General features: G+C 68.1%; 12 protein-coding genes. 10 read left to right on the forward strand and 2 right to left on the reverse strand.

What is annotated here, in order from left to right; translation table 11 throughout:
• Window positions 1–7: 7 nt before the first annotated feature.
• The 4 genes from AC1DMQ_RS21600 to AC1DMQ_RS21615 all read left to right on the forward strand — a co-directional run bounded on the left by AC1DMQ_RS21600 (window position 8) and on the right by AC1DMQ_RS21615 (window position 5,396).
• Entirely contained in the window at window positions 8–1,639 is a 1,632-nt protein-coding gene (locus AC1DMQ_RS21600; RefSeq protein WP_477035594.1) for a DUF6065 family protein, read from the forward strand.
• 165 nt (window positions 1,640–1,804) lie between these two features.
• Window positions 1,805–2,749 carry a 5-dehydro-4-deoxyglucarate dehydratase gene (kdgD, locus tag AC1DMQ_RS21605; RefSeq protein WP_477035595.1) on the forward strand — a complete coding sequence of 315 codons (945 nt, stop codon included), beginning with the start codon at window positions 1,805–1,807 and terminating at the stop codon, window positions 2,747–2,749.
• Window positions 2,750–2,867: 118 nt separating this feature from the next.
• Window positions 2,868–3,776 (forward strand): LysR substrate-binding domain-containing protein, encoded by a 909-nt coding sequence (locus AC1DMQ_RS21610; RefSeq protein ID WP_477035596.1) that lies wholly within the window; start codon window positions 2,868–2,870, stop codon window positions 3,774–3,776.
• Window positions 3,777–3,827: 51 nt separating this feature from the next.
• Window positions 3,828–5,396 carry a carboxylesterase/lipase family protein gene (locus AC1DMQ_RS21615; RefSeq protein ID WP_477035597.1) on the forward strand — a complete coding sequence of 523 codons (1,569 nt, stop codon included), beginning with the start codon at window positions 3,828–3,830 and terminating at the stop codon, window positions 5,394–5,396.
• A 679-nt stretch (window positions 5,397–6,075) separates the two neighbouring features.
• On the opposite strand, the gene AC1DMQ_RS21620 is transcribed toward AC1DMQ_RS21615, so the two are convergent.
• Both AC1DMQ_RS21620 and AC1DMQ_RS21625 read right to left on the reverse strand, forming a co-directional pair.
• The gene (locus AC1DMQ_RS21620; protein ID WP_477035598.1) at window positions 6,076–7,929 is read right to left on the reverse strand and encodes a DUF8034 domain-containing protein; all 1,854 of its coding nucleotides are present in this window, start codon (window positions 7,927–7,929) and stop codon (window positions 6,076–6,078) included.
• A gap of 11 nt (window positions 7,930–7,940) precedes the next feature.
• On the reverse strand, window positions 7,941–9,275 hold the full coding sequence (locus tag AC1DMQ_RS21625; protein WP_477035599.1) for an MFS transporter: 1,335 nt from the start codon (window positions 9,273–9,275) through the stop codon (window positions 7,941–7,943).
• A 395-nt stretch (window positions 9,276–9,670) separates the two neighbouring features.
• Between AC1DMQ_RS21625 and AC1DMQ_RS21630 the strand changes: the two genes are divergently transcribed.
• From AC1DMQ_RS21630 to paoC, 6 genes are all read left to right on the forward strand, one after another.
• Complete coding sequence (locus tag AC1DMQ_RS21630) at window positions 9,671–12,481, forward strand: TonB-dependent receptor (RefSeq protein WP_477035600.1); 2,811 nt, start codon at window positions 9,671–9,673, stop codon at window positions 12,479–12,481.
• 132 nt (window positions 12,482–12,613) lie between these two features.
• Window positions 12,614–13,519: a LysR family transcriptional regulator gene (locus AC1DMQ_RS21635; RefSeq protein ID WP_477035601.1), complete on the forward strand. Its 906-nt coding sequence runs from the start codon at window positions 12,614–12,616 to the stop codon at window positions 13,517–13,519.
• 219 nt (window positions 13,520–13,738) lie between these two features.
• Window positions 13,739–14,155, forward strand: coding sequence for a (R)-mandelonitrile lyase (locus AC1DMQ_RS21640; RefSeq protein WP_477035602.1), 417 nt, complete (start codon window positions 13,739–13,741; stop codon window positions 14,153–14,155).
• A gap of 42 nt (window positions 14,156–14,197) precedes the next feature.
• Window positions 14,198–14,830, forward strand: a complete 633-nt coding sequence (paoA, locus tag AC1DMQ_RS21645) for an aldehyde dehydrogenase iron-sulfur subunit PaoA (RefSeq protein WP_477035603.1) — start codon at window positions 14,198–14,200, stop codon at window positions 14,828–14,830.
• Window positions 14,827–15,777, forward strand: a complete 951-nt coding sequence (locus AC1DMQ_RS21650; RefSeq protein WP_477035604.1) for an FAD binding domain-containing protein — start codon at window positions 14,827–14,829, stop codon at window positions 15,775–15,777. Before paoA ends, AC1DMQ_RS21650 begins: the two co-directional genes overlap by 4 nt.
• 4 nt (window positions 15,778–15,781) lie before the next feature.
• Window positions 15,782–17,977: an aldehyde oxidoreductase molybdenum-binding subunit PaoC gene (gene paoC / locus AC1DMQ_RS21655; RefSeq protein WP_477035605.1), complete on the forward strand. Its 2,196-nt coding sequence runs from the start codon at window positions 15,782–15,784 to the stop codon at window positions 17,975–17,977.
• Window positions 17,978–18,064: the final 87 nt, after the last annotated feature.

Here is an 18,064-nt window from a genome sequence, read left to right on the forward strand (position 1 = left end):
TCGCGGCATGGAGCTGACCTGCTACGTCTATCCGGGATGGACGCCGAGGATCCGCTCGGCCTCGTCGCGGCGGCCGTGGATGGACGACACGCCGGATTCGTTCGCCTATCGCTGCCTGCCGCTCAACATCGCCAACGCCCACGGCTGGGAGGTCCTCAGCCCTTGCGGCTTCGAGGCCGAGTGGAACGGCGGTTCCGCAGTGAACGACGTGGTGGTGCGACCCGACGCAGGAACCCAGCCCGGCAAGGCGCCGGTCGCGCTGTTCGGCCAGGGCGTGCTGACCTTCCATGTCGACGGCCTGCTGCGCACGTCCGAGGGTTTCAACCTGTGGGTCGGCGGCTCGCCCAACGCCATGAAGGATGGGATCGCGCCCCTGAGCGGCCTGATCGAAACCGACTGGTCGCCCTTCACCTTCACGATGAACTGGCGGTTCACCCGCGCCGGCCATCGGGTGCGGTTCGAGGAGAACGAGCCCTTCTGCTTCTTCTTCCCGGTGGAGCGAGGCCTGGTCCAGGCCGTCGCGCCGCGCATCGCCCCCATCGACGAAGCGCCCGATCTGAAGACCCGGTTCGAGACCTGGAGCAGATCGCGCGACGCCTTCCACGCCAGCGTCGCCGCCCATCCGCCGTCCGCGCCCGCCGACCACTGGCAGAAGTTCTATTATCGCGGCGTCGACGCCGACGGGACGCCCGGCGCGCCGGATCACTGTCCGAAGCTGCGGCTGTCGGAGTTCGCCGGCGCGGAGGCGTTCCACGACGCCAAGCCTGGGTCAGCGTCCGAGGAGCCCGATCCGAGTCCCCCGCTGGGCAAGATGGCGTGGATCGCCCAATCGCTGGAGCGCCTGCGCGGCCTCTCGGACCGCAGGACCATTCCCCGCAAGACCGGGATCAGCGCCGACGAATTCCTGGAAGCCCACTACGCGGCCAACCGGCCCGTGGTCCTGGCCGGCGAGATGGCCGGCTGGCCCGCCCTGGAGCGTTGGACGCCGGACTACCTGCGGCGCGCGGTCGGATCGGTCCAGGTCGAAGTCCAGACCCGGCGCGCCGCCGACCCCGACTTCGAACGCCGCATGGAGGCCCATATGGAACGCCTGCCGTTCGACGCCTTCATCGACCTGATCTCACGGCCGGAAGCCGGAAACGACGTCTATCTGACCGCCTACAATTCGGCGGGGAACACCGCCGCCCTGGCCTGTCTCGGACAGGACCTAGGCTTCATCGACAAGCTGCTGGTCCGCGACAGCGCACAGCCTCATGGCATGCCGTGGATCGGCTCCGCGGGTTCTTTCACCCCGCTGCACCACGACCTGACCAACAACCTGCTGCTGCAGATCCAGGGCCGAAAGCGCCTGCTGCTGGTCGCGCCGTCGGAGACACCACGGCTATACAATGACCATCACGTCTACAGCCGCATCCGCGACCTGGCCGAGCCGGGGCTGGTAGAGCGCTTCCCGGCCGTGGAAGGTTTAGACGTCCACCAGGTTATCCTCGGGCCGGGCGAGGCGCTGTTCATCCCGCTGGGTTGGTGGCACCAGGTCACGGCGCTGGATTTCAGCGTCACCCTGACCCACATCAACTTCCGCTGGCCCAACGATTTCCACGCCGCCCACAGGGGCGACCAGGATCGCCCAGGCGCTTGAGGCGCCCGCATCGAGGTCATCAAGCCAAAAGCCGCATCGGTCGATAGCGCCTTTGGCTTAGACCGGCCGCCGGCGCCGCCATAGGTTCCACTCAGTGAACGGTCACGCGGCCAGGACGCCGCGACGCCTCGCGGGCGACAAGGACCGACGACGAGCGAGGAATGTATGACCAGAATGACCCCGTCCGAGATGGCCAAGCAGATTGGCGGAGGACTCCTGTCATTCCCCGTCACCCATTTCGACGCCCAGCATCAGTTCGTCGAAGCCCCCTATCGCGAGCACTGCGCCTGGATGCTTCAGCATGAGCTGGCGGGCCTGTTCGCGGCCGGCGGCACGGGCGAGTTCTTCTCCCTGACGCCGCCGGAAGTGGCCAAGGTGGTCAAGGCCGCCGTCGAGGAGACGGCCGGCAAGATTCCCGTGGTGGCCGGCTGCGGCTACGGCACCGCCATCGCGGTCGACCTGGCCAAGGCGGCCCACGAGGCCGGCGCCGACGGCCTGCTGCTTCTGCCGCCCTATCTGATGAATTCCACCCAGGAAGGCCTGGCCGCCCACGTCGAGGCGGTCTGCAAGGCCACCCCGCTGGGCGTGATCGTCTACAACCGCGACAACGCCATCCTTACCGAGGACACCCTCGAGAAGCTTTGCGACCGCAATCCCAACCTGGTCGGCTTCAAGGACGGGGTCGGCGACATCGAGCTGATGATGCGGGTCTATGCCCGGATGGGCGACCGCCTGACCTATATCGGCGGCCTGCCGACGGCCGAGACCTTCGCCCTGCCCTATCTGCAGATGGGCGTGACCACCTATTCCTCGGCCATCTTCAACTTCATGCCGGAGTGGGCGCTGGACTTCTACAAGTCAGTCCGCGCCCAGGACCAGGTCGCCGTCATGGCCGGCCTGCGCGACTTCGTCCTGCCCTATATCGCCCTGCGCAACCGTGGACGCGGCTATGCGGTGTCGATCGTCAAGGCCGGCATGAGCGTCATCGGCCGCGACGCCGGCCCAGTGCGCACGCCGCTGACCGACCTGACCGATGCCGAACGCGCCGAACTGAAGGTCCTGATCGACCGCGCCCAGGGCGGAGACCAACGGTTCGCGGCCCGAGGCTAGCGGGATCCCGATGAGCGAAGTGGCGGTCAGCCGGGTCAGACCCCTGGGAACGGCTACCGCCCCCGCCGGCAATCGCCTAGCCTCGTCGATCCATGGGATCACGAGCGGGCGGTTTCCGATGTTCGAACTCAGTCAGTTGCGCTGCTTCGTGGCCACCGCCGAGGAGCTCCATTTCGGCCGCGCCGCCCAGCGGCTGAACATGACCCAGCCGCCGCTCAGTCGGCAGGTCCAGTTGCTGGAGCGCATCCTGGGCGTCACCCTGCTGGACCGCACCAGCCGGTCGGTGCGCCTGACGCCGGCGGGACGCGCCTTCCTGCTGGAGGCCCGCCGCATCCTGCGCCTGGCCGAGAGCGCCGCCCTGGCCACGCGGCGCATCGCGGTGGGCGACGCCGGCGAGGTCGCCATCGGCTTCACCGCCGCCTCGGGCTACAATTTCCTGCCGCGCCTGGTGATCCTGTCCCGCGCCCGCCTGCCCAACGCCGACCTGACCCTGCGCGAGATGGTCACCCGCGAGCAGGTCGAGGCCCTGCTGACCGGCCGCATCGACGTCGGCCTGGTCCGCCCGCCGATGGAGCGCGCCGAGTTCGCCACCGCCCGCGTGCTGACCGAGCCCCTGGTCGCCGCCCTTCCCACCGGCGACGCCCGCCTGGCCAAGGCCTTCCTGACCCTGGCCGACTTCGACGACGCCCCGCTGATCATGTATTCGGCCGAGGGCGCGGGCTATTTCCACAACATGCTGACCACCCTGTTCGACGCCAACGGCGTGACCCCGAACTACGTCCAGCACGTCACCCAGATCCATTCGATGCTGGCCCTGGTCCATGCCGGGCTCGGCGCGGCCCTGGTGCCGGAAGCGGCGATGAGCCTGCACTTCGACGACGTGCAGTTCCGCCCCGTGGCCACCACGCCCGACCGGCCCGTCGAGCTCTACATGGCCTGGCGCAAGGACAACGACAGCCCGATCCTGCAGTCGTTCATCGACCTCTGCATGGCCGAGGCCTCGCCCGCCGAGGTCATCGCCGACTAACCGCCCACTCCTCGGAGCGGGTCAAGAAAAACGCCTGGGGAGTAAGCATCCATGACCACCCATCGCCGCGCCGTCCTGGCCGGAGCCGCCGCCGCGAGCCTGGCCGCGATCACCCCCGCCGGAGCCGCCGCCAAGGGTCCGATCGCCACCACCCGCCACGGCAAGGTGCGCGGCGCCGAGGTCGAGGGCATCAAGGTCTTCAAGGGCGTGCGCTACGGGGCCGACACCGCGCCGCGCCGCTTCATGCCCGCCCTGCCGCCCCAGCCCTGGACCGGCGTCGCCGACGCCTTGGCCTACGGCCCGGCCAGTCCGCAGAGCAAAATCCAGGAGTCGACCAGCGAAGACTGCCTGTTCCTCAACGTCTGGACCCCGGCGCTGGATGGCAAGAAGCGGCCGGTGATGGTCTATGTCCACGGCGGGGCGCACGCCAACGGCTCGGGCTCGGATCCGCTCTATGATGGAGTAAGACTGGCCAGGCGCGGCGACGTGGTGGTGGTCACGGTCAATCACCGGCTCAACGTGTTCGGCTACTGCTATTTGGCCGACCTGGGCGGGCCGGACATGGCCGACAGCGGCAATGTCGGCAACATGGACCTGGTCATGGCCCTGGAATGGGTGCGCGACAACATCGCCGCGTTCGGGGGCGATCCGGGTAATGTCACCGCCTTCGGGCAGTCGGGCGGCGGCGGCAAGGTCGTCACCCTGATGGCCATGCCTTCGGCGCGCGGCCTGATGCACAAGGTGGCCACCATGAGCGGCCAGCACGTCACCGCCATGGGCCCGATCCACGCGACGATCCGCGCCAAGGCGTTCATGGCGAAGCTGGGTCTCAAGTCCGACCAGGTCGAGGTGCTGCGCAAGATGCCAACCGAGCACTTGGTGGCGGCCCTCAAGATGCCCGACCCGCTGGAGCGCAAGGGCTCGATCATCTTCTGGTCGGTGATGGACGGCGGCGTCCTGCCGCGCCATCCGTTCTATCCGGACGCGCCCCGAGAGAGCGCCCACATCCCGATGATCATCGGCAACACCCACGACGAGACCCGCGCCTTCCTCGGCGGCGATCCCCGCAACTTCACGATCACCTGGGAGGAGCTGCCCGAGCGCCTGGCGCCCGAACTGGTGCTGGACGTCGAACCGCGCGTCGTCATCGCCCGCTATCGCCAGCTCTATCCGAACTACACCCCGTCCGAGGTGTTCTTCGCCGCCACGACGGCCGGGCGCTCATGGCCGGGTCACCTGATCCAGGCCGAGCAGCGGGCCAGGATCGGCGCCCCGGCCTGGATGTACCAGCTGGACTTCGGCTCGCCGATCGACGGCGGCAAGCTGCGGGCCTACCACAGCTTCGACATCGCCCTGGTGTTCGACAATCTCGACAAGCCGGGTTCGAAGACCGGCACGGGCCCCGCCGCCCGCAAGGTCGCCAACCAGATGAGCGAGGCCTTCCTGGCCTTCGCCCGGACCGGCGATCCCAACTGCGCGGCGATCCCGGCCTGGGGGAAGTACGAGCTGCCGAAGCGGGCGACGATGGTGTTCGACGAGACCTCCAGGATGGTCGACGATCCGCGCAAGGAAGAGCGCGAGCTGTTCTCGGTGGCGCCGTTCCTGAAGGAAGGGACGTAGGACCAGTCCCTCCCCCTGTGGGGGAGGCGATCGCGCAGCGATCGGTGGGGGGAGTTTTAGGATCGTCGATCGTTGATCCGGCCATCTGCCGATCACTCCCCCCTCCGTCGGCTTCGCCGACACCTCCCCCACAGGGGGAGGACCTTGGCGGCACGACTTCGCCGCCTCACGCAGGAAACCCGCTGAGCGTGATGGGGAGGGTGCGAAGCGCCCGGGCCTCGCCCGGATGATTTGCAGTTGTGAGCACCGTTTCGACGAAGTTCAGGCGCTTCGCGCGGCCGTTATCCGGAAGCCTTCGGATCGCGGATTTTTAACCCGCTCCGATGGAGGCCCCCGACGGGCAGGACGTTGGCGCGTCCTGGACCGCATGGGCGATTTCAGCCCATGCCTGTTGCGCTTGCCGATCCTCCGCCGCCTGGGTTTCGTCCTGTGTTGCAAGGAACCTGCCCAGGACCGTCGCGAAGGCCGCCATTCAAGGCCACCGACGAACGCCTCCCGCTCGACCACCCCCGAAAGCCGCATCGGTCGCCGTACGTGCGCCCTCCCCATGCCTTCAGGTGGGATCAGGATACGGGCGGTCCGGAAGTGTGAGGACCAAAACGGGTCGAGAAAGTTCAGGGCGTTGAAATCGCGGGACTTTGCGTCCTGAACGCCGAGCATAGACGCCTGTTGGAGGAGCCTAGGCCCGGTCCCACGGAAAGCTCAACGTCGGCGCGTTGACGTGCCGCTTCATCTTCAGCGCCAGCCGCGCTCCCGCCCCGGGCGCCAGCCGCACGGTGAAGGTCGAGGCGTCGACCGCCACGGGCGCGCCGCCGTCGGTCGCCACGCTCAGCACCTGGTGCTCGCCATAGCCGCCGCCCTGCACGGTCACGGTGCGGGCCGCGACCTGGTTGGTGTTGACCAGGCTCACGGTCGCCCCGTCGTCGCTCAAGGTCTCGACCAAGGCGGCGACGTCCTCGGGCACGCCGGCCCGCCGACGCTCGGGATCGAAATAGCGCAGCCGGGCATAGAGCAGCGCCCCGCCCTGGGCCGGCGAGGTCGGCGACCACGGCGGCCGGGCTATGTGGATGCCGCCCTGCATCAGGTGGATCAGCGCCGTGGCGCTGGCCGGGTTGATGTCCAACGCCGCGTCGGCCAGGCGGGTCTTCGGCGTCGAGCGGTCGTCGCGCTGGGCCTGGGCCTTGGCCCGCACCTGCTCGAGGTCCTTGCGCAGGATCTTGACCGGGAAGCTCGGGTCCTTGCCGTCCAGCCAGGTCAGCCAGGGATGATCGGCGGCCCGCGCGCGGTCCGAGGCCTTCATCGACAGGTACCAGATCTCCAACCCGTTGGTCCGGTACTCGCCCGGCGCGTAGCCGTACCAGCCCTTGTCGCCGTACATGCGGGGGGTCTGGACCTTGCCGTCGACGGTCTTCTTCTGGGCGTTGATGACGTCGGCCTGCTTGCGCCAGACCTCCAGGTACTTGTCGTCGCCGGTCAGCAGATAGGCGTTCATGAAGCCGACGATGGAGCGCGGCACGCGGTTGCGGTCCTCGCGCTTGCCGGTCTGGGGCACGACCGGGCTGAAGCCCCAGCCATAGACCCCGCCCCACCACTTGCCGCCGGTCGCGCCGCCGATCCTGCCGTCCAGGCCGATGTTGCTGGGCAGCACCCCGCCGTTGGCCTTGGCCCGCTCGGCCCAGGCGTCGACATAGCCCAGCAGCCAGTCGCGATACTTCGGTTCGTGGTCCAGCATGTAGGCGTTCAGCACCAGGCTGGTGACCTGCAGGTTCAGCGGCCCGTCGCCGATGACGTCGGTATATTCGTCGTAGTGGTGCAGGGTCTCTTCGTAGTTCCGCTCGCCGTGCTCCATGAAGAAGTCGCCGACGTTGAACGGGTCGCCAGCCCAGTCCAGGGGCGTGGCCTTGCGCAGCATCGGGCCGCGGCTGCCGGTGATCATGCTGCGGATGATCTTGTGCTTGGGATCGTAGTTCGGCGCCCCCGGATCCTCGTTCATGTAGAAGCCGGAGAACCGCTTGACCCGGTCGCGGTAGCGGGCGTCGCGCGGGTCCGACAGCCCCAGCAGGTTGAACACCGACAGCCCCTCGGAGAGGTGCTGCCAGTCGGTCATGACCGGGAACTCCTTGTAGTACATGCCCTCGCGGGCGAACGGCACGTCCTTGGTCCGCGCCAGGGTGTACTGGCGGACATTGCCTTCGTAGGCCTTCTTCGACAGCTCCAGCAGCCGGTCGCTGGCGCCCAGGGCGTGCAGGTGCGGCCAGTCGTTGACGTTCTCGATGGCGTCGTCGGGACCGTCGTTGGCGCCCCAGCGCTCGACCGCCAGCAGGAAGCCGCGGTCGTCGAAATAACGGGCGAAGAAGGCCTCGCAGGCCTCGGCGTTGGCCTTCAGCAGCTCGCGTTCCAGCAGCGCCCATTCGGGCGGCGCCATCGGGGTGTTGATCTCGAGCGCGGGCGTCGGGGCGGCCAGGACCGGCGAGGCGACGGTCGCCAGCAGCAGGGCCGAGGCGGTGTGGAGAAAGCGGCGGCGGGTCGTCATCGATCGCTCCCTCAGGCCGCCGGCTTCAGCACGAGGCGCTGGATCTTGCCGACGATCAGGAAGTAGGCGGCGATGCAGATCACGCAGTGGACGCCGACGAAGATCAAGGCGCCGTCGAACGAGCCGGTGCCCTTGACGATGTAGCCGATGACGATCGGGGTCACGATGCCGGCCACGTTGCCGAAGGTGTTGAAGATGCCGCCCGTCACCCCGGCCATCTCCTTGGGCGAGGTGTCGGCCACCACGGCCCAGCCCAGCGAGGCCACGCCCTTGCCGAAGAACGCCAGGGCCATGATCACGATGACCAGCCATTCCTGTTCGACGTAGTTGCAGGCGATGATGCAGGTGGCCAGCACCATGCCCAGCAGCAGCGGGGTCTTGCGGGCGATGTCCAGCGAGCCGGTCTTCTTCAGCAGCGCGTCCGAGATCATGCCGCCCAGGATGCCGCCGGCGAAACCGCACAGGGCCGGCAGGGCGGCGGTGAAGCCCGCCTGCATGATCGACAGCCCGCGCTCCTTGACCAGATAGATCGGGAACCAGGTGACGAAGAAGTAGGTCAGCACGTTGATGCAGTACTGGCCCAGATAGACGCCCAGCAGCATGCGGCTGCCCAGCACCTGCTTGACGTTGCCCCAGGTGAAGGCCGCGCCGTTGGCGGCGTTCTTGTCTTCCATCCGCACCAGGCCGCCGCCGGCCTCGATATAGTCGAACTCGGCCTTGTTGATCGCCGGATGCTCCACCGGGCTATGGATCATCCTGACGAAGAAGAAGGCGGCCACGATGCCCACGCCGCCCATCACGACGAACACCGAACGCCAGCCGAAGCTGTGGGCCAGCCAGCCCATCAGCGGGGCGAAGGCCACCAGCGAGAAGTACTGGGCCGAGTTGAAGATCGCCGAGGCGGTGCCGCGCTCGGGCCCCGGGAACCAGGCCGCGACGATGCGGGCGTTAGCGGGAAAGGACGGGGATTCGGCCAGGCCGACCATGAAGCGCATCGCGAACAGGGCGACGGCGGCGGCCAGGCCCGTGAAGATCCCCGCGAAGCCTTGCAGCAGCGTGAAGCCCGACCACAGGACCAGGGCGGCGGTGTAGATCTTCTTGGAGCCGAACCGGTCCAGCAGCGCCCCGCCCGGGATCTGGCCCAGCACATAGGCCCAGGCGAAGGCCGACAGGATGTAGCCCATGGCCACCGGGTCCAGCCCCAGTTCCTTGGACGCCGACTGGCCGGCGATCGAGAAGGTGGCGCGGTCGGCGTAGTTGATCGTGGTGATGACGAACAGCAGGAAGATGATCAGCCAGCGGACGCGAGTCCTCTTGGCGGCGCCGTCGGCGGTCTGCGCGGTCATCGCGTCCCCTTCCCTGTCTTCTTGTTTTGATCGCGGACCCGATCCGATCGAATCCCGCGTCGCCCAATCGAGGGCCTTGAGGCAGAAGCTAAAGACCGTGGAGGGGCCGGTCTAAGTCAAATCGGCAATCGACCGATCCACCGGCAACATCGATGCGGGCCAAACCGCGTCCTCTAGGGACGAGCGAACCGTCGGTGACGTCGCGGTTTTCGCCGAAAACAGCCCGAAATAGAGCGAGACCGACGTTCATCGGTGCAGATCCTGCATCGGTCCATGCCCGATTAGGATTGGCCCCCGCGCCGGAGCCGCTCCTATCCTTTTCCCACAGCCAGAGGCCGGTTCGTCCAGTCTCCACAAGAATACGACCCGCGAACCGCGGGCATGGGAGGGAAATCATGGCGCGTCGAGATTCACAGGGCCTGCGGACCATTCTGGTTGGAGGCGCGTCGGGCCTGACGGTCGCCATCGCCATGGCGGGCGCTGCCCACGCCCAGACCGCCGCCCCTCCCGCCCAAGCGTCTTCCGAGTCCTCCGAGGTCGAGGAAGTGGTCGTCACCGGCTTCCGGGCCAGCCTGGCCAGCGCCATCAACGTCAAGCGCAACGCCTCCGGCGTCGTCGACGCCATCAAGGCCGAGGACATCGCCCAGTTCCCCGACCTGAACCTGGCGGAGTCGCTGCAGCGCATCCCCGGCGTGTCGATCTCGCGCATCAACGGCGAAGGCCGGCAGATTTCGGTCCGCGGCCTGGGCTCGGAATACACCCGCGTCCGCATCAACGGCATGGAAGCCATCACCACCACCGGCGGCACGGCCAACAGCGGCGGCACCAACCGCGGCCGCGGCTTCGACTTCAACATCTTCGCCTCGGACCTGTTCAACAGCATCGCCGTGCGCAAGACCGCCTCGGCCGACGTCGAGGAAGGCTCGCTGGGCGCGACGGTCGACCTGGACACCGCCAGCCCGTTCGACAATCCCAAGCCCCAGCTCGTGCTCTCGGCCCAGGCCAGCTACAACGACCTGGCCAAGGACGTGGGGCCGCGACTGTCGGCCCTGGCCAGCCGCACCTGGCGCGACGGCACGTTCGGCGCGCTGGTCTCGGTCGCCTACGAAAAGCGCCACCTGCTCGAGGAAGGCGCCAACATCACCCGCTGGACCTACGGCGGCAGCAACGGCGGCTTCAGCCCGCTGTCCACCCTGCCCGGCTACACCCTGGCCCAGATCAACGACAGCAACACCGCCACCGCCCTCTACCACCCGCGCATCCCGGCCTATGTCAGCTACGACATCGAGTCCGAGCGGTTCGGCGCCAGCGGTTCGCTGCAATGGAAGCCGACCGACCAGACCAACGTCTCGTTCGACGCGCTCTATTCCTACCTGGCGGGCACACGAAAGGAAGCCCAGCTGCAGGCGCTGGGCCTGTCGCGCGGCGGCACGGGCAAGCCGCAGACCATCATCCGCGACGGCGTGGTCGACGCGAACCACAACCTGGTCTACGCCAAGCTCGACAACGTCGATCTGCGCACCCAGTCGGCCTATGACGAGCTGAACACCGAGTTCAAGCAGTTCACCCTGTCGGCCGATCACCGGTTCACCGACAAGTTCAAGGTCGGCGCCCTGCTGGGCTACGCGGACTCGACCTTCACCCAGCCGGTGTCGACGATCATCACCTTCGACCGGGCCAACAGCCAGGGCTACTCGTACGACTTCCGCGGCGACCGCCTGCCCACCATCCTGCTGGGCTTCGACGCCACCGATCCGGCCAACTGGAGCGCCATCAACGGCACCTCGGAAGTGCGCCTGCGGCCGCAGTTCGTCGAGAACCAGTTCACCACCGGCAAGATCTTCGGCGAATATGAGTTCAACGAGAACCTGACCCTCAAGGCCGGCGTCGACTTCCGCAAGTTCGAGTACGACAGCTACGGCCAGTACCGGACCAGCGAAACCGTCTCCCAGACCCTGACCCCGGCCCAGCTGGCCGCCGTCTCCAAGGTCTATTCGGGCTTCGGCAGGAACATGGGCCTGCCGGCAGGCAACGCCACCGCCTGGCTGGTGCCCGACATCGACGCCTACGCCCGGACCTACGGCATCTACGGCAACACGGGCATCTACGCCCTGACCAACACCAACAACAGCTCCGCGCGCGGCCAGTACGGCACGGTCGAGGAGAAGGACGCCGGCGCCTACATCCAGGCCGAGTTCCGGTTCGACGCCTTCGGCCTGCCCTTCCGCGGCGACGCCGGCGTGCGCGAGGTCAACACCCAGCAGGAGTCAGGCGGCTACGCCGTGGTCAACAACGTGGTGCAGCTGGTCAACGTCCAGCGCGACTACAACATGACCCTGCCGTCGTTCAACCTGGCGGCCGACCTCACCGACACCGTCGTGGCCCGGATCAGCGCGGCCAAGACCATCTCGCGCCCCGGCATCGGCTCGCTGTCGCCCGGCGGGGACGTCAGCGTCCAGGGCGCCAACCGGACCTTCTCGTCCGGCAACCCGGACCTGGACCCGACCCAGTCCAAGAACCTCGACCTGTCGCTGGAATGGTACCCGTCGCAGGGCGCCATGCTGGCCGCGGGCGTGTTCTTCAAGCGGATCGACACGTTCGTCGCCACCCTGCGCACCCAGGTGCCCTACAACACCCTGGGCCTGCCGGACTCACTGATCGCCGGCACCGGCGCCACCTCGACCGACATCTTCGACGTCACCCAGCCGGTCAACTCGAACGGCGGCGACCTGAAAGGCTTCGAGATCAACTGGCAGCAGCCGCTGACCTTCCTGCCCGGCGCCTGGAGCCACTTCGGCTACATCCTGAACTACACCTTCGTGGACTCGAACATCGAGTACCTGACCTCGACCACGCCCGGCGCGCCGACGGTCAACGCCACCCTGGTGGGCCTGTCCAAGCACGCCGCCAACGCCACGCTCTACTACGAGACCGACAGGTGGAGCATCCGCGGCTCGGCCTCGTATCGCGACGGCTACCTGACCCAGGTGCCGGGCAACGACGGCAACGCCTATCACGGCACCAACGAGACCCTGAACATCGACGCCCAGGCCAGCTTCAACATCCGCCCGAACCTCAAGCTGAGCATCGAGGGGGTGAACCTGACCGACGAGTTCAACGACCAGTTCGTCGGCGACAGCAACCGCCTGAACGTCCACACCCACAGCGGCAGGACCTACTTCGTCGGCCTCCGCTACAGCTACTAGGGCGCGGCTCTTCCCCCCACCCAGCGCCCTGGTTGCGGCGCCGGCTTTGTCCAGCCGGCGCCGCTCTAGTTTCCACGCTCACCCAGCAAATCCCCGCTATGATCCTTCCGGACCCATGTTCGGAGATCATGAATGCGGCGCGAGGAACTGGGCGACCTGACGGCGTTCCTGGCCGTGGCGGAGGAGCGGAGCTTCACCCGCGCCGCGGCCAAGCTGGGCACCTCGCAGTCGGCGCTGAGCCATACGATCCGGCGTCTGGAAGCGCGGCTGGGCCTGCGCCTGCTGACTCGGACCACCCGCAGCGTCGCGCCGACCGAGGCCGGCGAGCGCCTGCTGGAGACCCTGCGCCCCGCGCTCGACGAGATCGACGGCAAGCTGGCGACGCTGACCGAGCTTCGCGACAAGCCCGCCGGCAACATCCGCATCACGGCCAGCGGCCATGCGGTCGAAACCGTCCTCTGGCCCGTCCTGACACGGATGCTGACCGACTATCCCGACATCACGGTGGAGCTGACCATCGACACCAGCCTCGTCGACATCGTCGCAGAGCGCTACGACGCGGGCGTGCGGCTGGGCGAACAGCTGGCCAAGGACATGATCGCCGTGCCCATCGGCCCGCCCCTGCGCATGATCGTGATCGGCTCGCCGTCCTACCTGGACAGCCACCCCACGCCCAGGACGCCTCAGGACCTGACCGAGCACCGCTGCATCAATCTGCGCATGCAGACCTCGGGCGGCCTCTATGCCTGGGAGTTCGAGAAGGACGGCCGGGAGGTCAAGGTGCGGGTCGACGGCCAGTTGGTGTTCAACGCCTCCCGCATGTGCGTGAAGGCGGCGATCGACGGTCTGGGCCTGGCCTTCGTGATGGAGGATCTCGCCCTGCCCTACCTGGCCGACGGCCGTCTGCGGACCGTGCTCGAGGACTGGTGCGAGCCCTTCGCCGGCTACCACCTCTATTATCCCAGCCGCCGGCAGCCGACGCCGGCCTTCGCGGTCTTCGTCGAAGCCTTGAGACATGGCGCCCGGTCCAGGTCCTGAGCCCGCGCATTCATGAACCTGGAGTATAGGTCCATGCCACTTTAGCCCACTAATCGCTGGACGAGCGGCGAGCTAGGCTGACGGTGGCCACGGCCGACCTGAACGGCGGAACCGTGGCGGCTCAGCGAGCAAGGACCGTCCATGAGATCGATCTGCGCCGCCCTCCTCGTCCTGTGCTTGGCGCCTCAGGTCCAGGCCCAACCGACCGGGAGAACGGCGATGGAAATCCAGCGCAACGGCGAAAAGCCTTCGGTGAAGGGGCCGGCCCAGAATTTCACCGGAACGGTTCGTATCGATACGCCGTTTCAGGCCAAGGCCCCGGCTCGGGCAGGCGGCGCCTTCGTCACGTTCGAGGCAGGCGCGCGGAGCAACTGGCACACCCACCCGCTGGGCCAGACTCTGATCGTCACCTCGGGCCTGGGTTGGACCCAGTGCGAAGGCGGCCCCATCGTCGAGATCCGTCCGGGCGACGTGATCTGGTGTCCGCCGGGCCACAAGCATTGGCACGGAGCGACCGCGACCACCGCCATGACCCATATCGCCATCGCCGAAAGCCTGGACGGGCGGGCCGTCGACTGGCTCGAGCCGGTGACCGACGCCCAATACCTGGCCGGCGTCGGCAAGGCCCAGAACTGACCGACGTCCTCGAATGTCCCAGCCACGACAAGGGAGCACACCATGCAAAGTCTCGAAGACCTGGCGCTCTCGCGACGCGGCCTGATGAAGGTCGGCGCGGCCTCGGTGGCGGCGACCGCCGCACGGCCGGCGACCGCGGCGGAAGCGGCCGCCGACCAGCCGGTGCTGGCCAAGGTGTCGTTCGAGGTCAACGGCAAGACCCAGTCGCTTGAACTGGACACCCGCACGACCCTGCTGGACGCCCTGCGCGAGCACCTGAAGCTGACCGGCACCAAGAAAGGCTGCGACCACGGCCAATGCGGCGCCTGCACGGTGATCGTCGACGGTCGCCGGATCAATTCGTGCCTCAGCCTGGCGGTCATGCACGAAGGCGACAAGGTGACCACGATCGAGGGCCTGGGCGCGCCGGAAAAGCTGCATCCGATGCAGGCCGCCTTCGTCAAGCATGACGGCTATCAGTGCGGCTACTGCACGCCGGGCCAGATCTGCTCGGCGGTGGCCGTGCTCGCCGAGATCAAGGCCGGGATCCCCAGCCACGTCACCGACGACCTCACGGCCAGACCGACCGTGACGCAGGCCGAACTGCGCGAGCGGATGAGCGGCAACATCTGTCGCTGCGGGGCCTATTCCAACATCGTCGAAGCCATCACCGAAGTCTCGGGGAGAACGGCATGAAAGCCTTCAGCTACGAGCGCGCCCGCACGCCCAAGGAGGCGGCCGCCATCGCCGCCCGCACGCCCGGCGCCAAGTTCATCGCCGGCGGCACCAACCTGCTCGACCTGATGAAGCTGCAAATCGAGACGCCCCGGCACCTGATCGACGTCAACGGCCTGAAGCTGGACAAGATCGAGCCCGCGCCGGACGGGGGCCTGCGGATCGGGGCCTTGGTGCGCAACACCGACCTGGCGGCCGACAAGCGCGTGCGCCGCGACTACGGCGTGCTGTCGCGGGCCTTGCTGGCCGGCGCCTCGGGCCAGCTTCGCAACAAGGCGACCACGGCCGGCAACCTGTTGCAGCGCACGCGTTGTCCTTATTTCTACGACACCAACCAGCCGTGCAACAAACGCACCCCCGGCGTGGGCTGCGCCGCGATCGGCGGCTTCACCCGCGGCCATGCGGTGCTGGGGACCAGCGAGGCCTGCATCGCCACCCACCCCAGCGACATGGCCGTCGCCATGCGGGCGCTGGACGCGGCCGTCGAGACGGTCCGCCCCGACGGAACGACGCGCGCCATCCCCATCGCAGACTTCCACCGCCTGCCGGGCGCGACGCCGCATCTGGAAACCGCCCTGGCGCCGGGCGAACTGATCACGGCGGTGACCCTGCCCAAGCCGATCGGGGGAACGCACAGCTATCAGAAGGTCCGCGACCGGGCGTCCTACGCCTTCGCCCTGGTGTCGATCGCGGCCGTCGTCCAGCGGGACGGCTCGGGTCGCCTGGCCCTGGGCGGCGTCGCCCACAAGCCGTGGCGGGTCGAGGCCGCGGAGGCGCAGATGACGCGCGGCGCCAAGGCCGTGACCGACCAACTGCTGGCCGGGGCCAGGACCACCTCCGAAAACGCCTTCAAGCTGACGTTGGTCGAGCGCGCGCTCGGCGCGACGTTGACGCAAGCCAGGGTCTGATCCGATGAAATTCGACACGCCCGCGACGACCAATCCGATCGACCGGCTCAAGGTGATCGGCAAGGCCACCGACCGCATCGACGGTCCGCTTAAGACCACGGGCCGCGCCCCTTACGCCTACGAGAAGCACGACGCCGTCGCCGACGTGGCCTACGGCTTCGTGGTGGGCTCGGCGATCGCCAAGGGCCGGATCACGGCGATGGACCTGAGCAAGGCCAAGGCCGCGCCCGGGGTCATCACCATCGTCACCGCCGCCACGGCCGGCAAGCTGGGCAAGGGCGAGTTCAACGACGCGACATTGTTGGGCGGTCCCGAGATCGAGCATTATCACCAGGCCGTCGCCCTGGTGGTGGCCGAGACCTTCGAGCAGGCGCGCGACGCCGCCCAACTGGTGAAGATCGACTACGCCCGCGCCAAGGGCAGCTTCGACCTGGCCGGCGCCAAGGACAGCGCGGTCAAGCCGACCGACGGCCGTCCCGACAGCGCCGTGGGTGACTTCGCCGGCGCCTTCGCGGCCGCGCCCGTGACCCTGGATCAGACTTACAGCACGCCCGACCACGCCCATGCGATGATGGAGCCGCACGCCTCCATCGCCGTCTGGAAGGGCGAGAAGCTGACGCTCTGGACGGCCAACCAGATGATCGACTGGAGCGTGACCGACGTCGCCAAGACCCTGGGCGTCCCCAAGGCCAATGTACGCCTGGTCTCGCCCTTCATCGGCGGCGGCTTCGGCGGCAAGCTCTTCGTGCGCGCCGACGCCATCCTGGCCGCCCTGGGCGCGCGGGAGGCCGGACGGCCGGTCAAGGTGGCGCTGACCCGGCCGCTGATGTTCAACAACACCCCTCACCGCCCGGCGACCATCCAGCGCGTCCGCCTGGGAGCCACCCCGGACGGCAAGATCACCGCCATCGGCCACGAGACCTGGTCGGGCAACATACCGGGCGGCAAGACCGAGGACGCCATCCAGCAGACGCGCCTGCTCTATGCCGGCGCCAACCGAATGACGGCCACGCGCCTGGCGGTGCTGGACCTGGCCGAGGGCAACGCCATGCGCGCGCCCGGCGAGGCCCCCGGCCTGATGGTCCTGGAGATCGCCATGGACGAGATGGCCGAGAAGCTGAACCTGGATCCGGTCCAGTTCCGCATCCTCAACGACACCCAGGTCGATCCGGAAAAGCCCGAACGGCCCTTCTCCCAGCGCCAGTTGATCGAATGCCTGCGCACCGGCGCGGACCGCTTCGGCTGGGCCAAGCGCGGTCGACCGGGCCAGAGCCGGGACGGCCGCTGGCTGGTCGGCATGGGCGTCGCGGCGGGCTTCCGCAACAATCTGAACATGAAGTCGGCCGCCCGTGTACGGCTCGCCAAGGACGGCATGGTGACGGTCGAGACCGACATGACCGACATCGGCACCGGCACCTATACGATCATCGCCCAGACCGCCGCCGAGATGATGGGCGTGCCCCTGCACCAGGTGACGGTCAAGCTGGGCGACTCGCTGTTTCCGGTCTCGGCGGGCTCGGGCGGCCAGTGGGGCGCCAACAGCTCGACCGCCGGTGTGTACGCCGCCTGCATCAAGCTGCGCGAGGCGGTGGCGGCCAAGCTCGGCCTCGACCCGGCGACGGCCGAATTCACCGATGGCCAGGTGCGGGCCGGCGGGCGCAGCCTGCCGCTGACCCAGGCCGCCGCCGACGCGGAGCTGGTGGCCGAGGACGCCATGGAATACGGCGACCTGGACAAGAAGCAGCAGCAGTCGACCTTCGCGGCCCACTTCGTCGAGGTCGGCGTCGACAGCGTCACCGGCGAGATCCGCATCCGACGCATGCTGGCCGTCTGCGCCGCCGGCCGGATCCTCAATCCGAAGTCGGCCCGCAACCAGGTGATCGGCGGCATGACCATGGGCGCCGGCGCGGCCCTGATGGAGGAAATGGTCGTCGACAAGCGCATCGGCTACTTCGTCAATCACGATCTGGCCGGCTACGAGGTGCCGGTCCATGCCGACATTCCGCACCAGGAGGTGATCTTCCTGGACGAGACCGATCCGACCACCTCGCCGATGAAGGCCAAGGGCGTGGGCGAACTGGGCATCTGCGGCGTCGCGGCGGCGATCGCCAACGCGGTCTACAACGCCACGGGCGCGCGGGTGCGGCAATACCCGATCACCCTGGACAAGCACCTGGATCGGCTGCCCACACTGGTCTGATCGGCACGAGGTCGCGTGGACTCCCAGAAGCCCGCCACGAGCCATTTGTGACACCAGGAACGATCGCGCGAGGCGGCCTCCGGTTTT

The sequence above is a fragment of the Caulobacter sp. 05L422 genome (assembly GCF_056397765.1).

Coding starts and splice junctions, on each gene's coding strand:
- AC1DMQ_RS21600 (WP_477035594.1), top strand. CDS start 8: ATGGAGCTGACCTGCTACGTCTATCCGGGATGGACGCCGAGGATCCGC.
- kdgD (WP_477035595.1), top strand. CDS start 1,805: ATGACCAGAATGACCCCGTCCGAGATGGCCAAGCAGATTGGCGGAGGA.
- AC1DMQ_RS21610 (WP_477035596.1), top strand. CDS start 2,868: ATGTTCGAACTCAGTCAGTTGCGCTGCTTCGTGGCCACCGCCGAGGAG.
- AC1DMQ_RS21615 (WP_477035597.1), top strand. CDS start 3,828: ATGACCACCCATCGCCGCGCCGTCCTGGCCGGAGCCGCCGCCGCGAGC.
- AC1DMQ_RS21620 (WP_477035598.1), bottom strand. CDS start 7,929: ATGACGACCCGCCGCCGCTTTCTCCACACCGCCTCGGCCCTGCTGCTG.
- AC1DMQ_RS21625 (WP_477035599.1), bottom strand. CDS start 9,275: ATGACCGCGCAGACCGCCGACGGCGCCGCCAAGAGGACTCGCGTCCGC.
- AC1DMQ_RS21630 (WP_477035600.1), top strand. CDS start 9,671: ATGGCGCGTCGAGATTCACAGGGCCTGCGGACCATTCTGGTTGGAGGC.
- AC1DMQ_RS21635 (WP_477035601.1), top strand. CDS start 12,614: ATGCGGCGCGAGGAACTGGGCGACCTGACGGCGTTCCTGGCCGTGGCG.
- AC1DMQ_RS21640 (WP_477035602.1), top strand. CDS start 13,739: ATGGAAATCCAGCGCAACGGCGAAAAGCCTTCGGTGAAGGGGCCGGCC.
- paoA (WP_477035603.1), top strand. CDS start 14,198: ATGCAAAGTCTCGAAGACCTGGCGCTCTCGCGACGCGGCCTGATGAAG.
- AC1DMQ_RS21650 (WP_477035604.1), top strand. CDS start 14,827: ATGAAAGCCTTCAGCTACGAGCGCGCCCGCACGCCCAAGGAGGCGGCC.
- paoC (WP_477035605.1), top strand. CDS start 15,782: ATGAAATTCGACACGCCCGCGACGACCAATCCGATCGACCGGCTCAAG.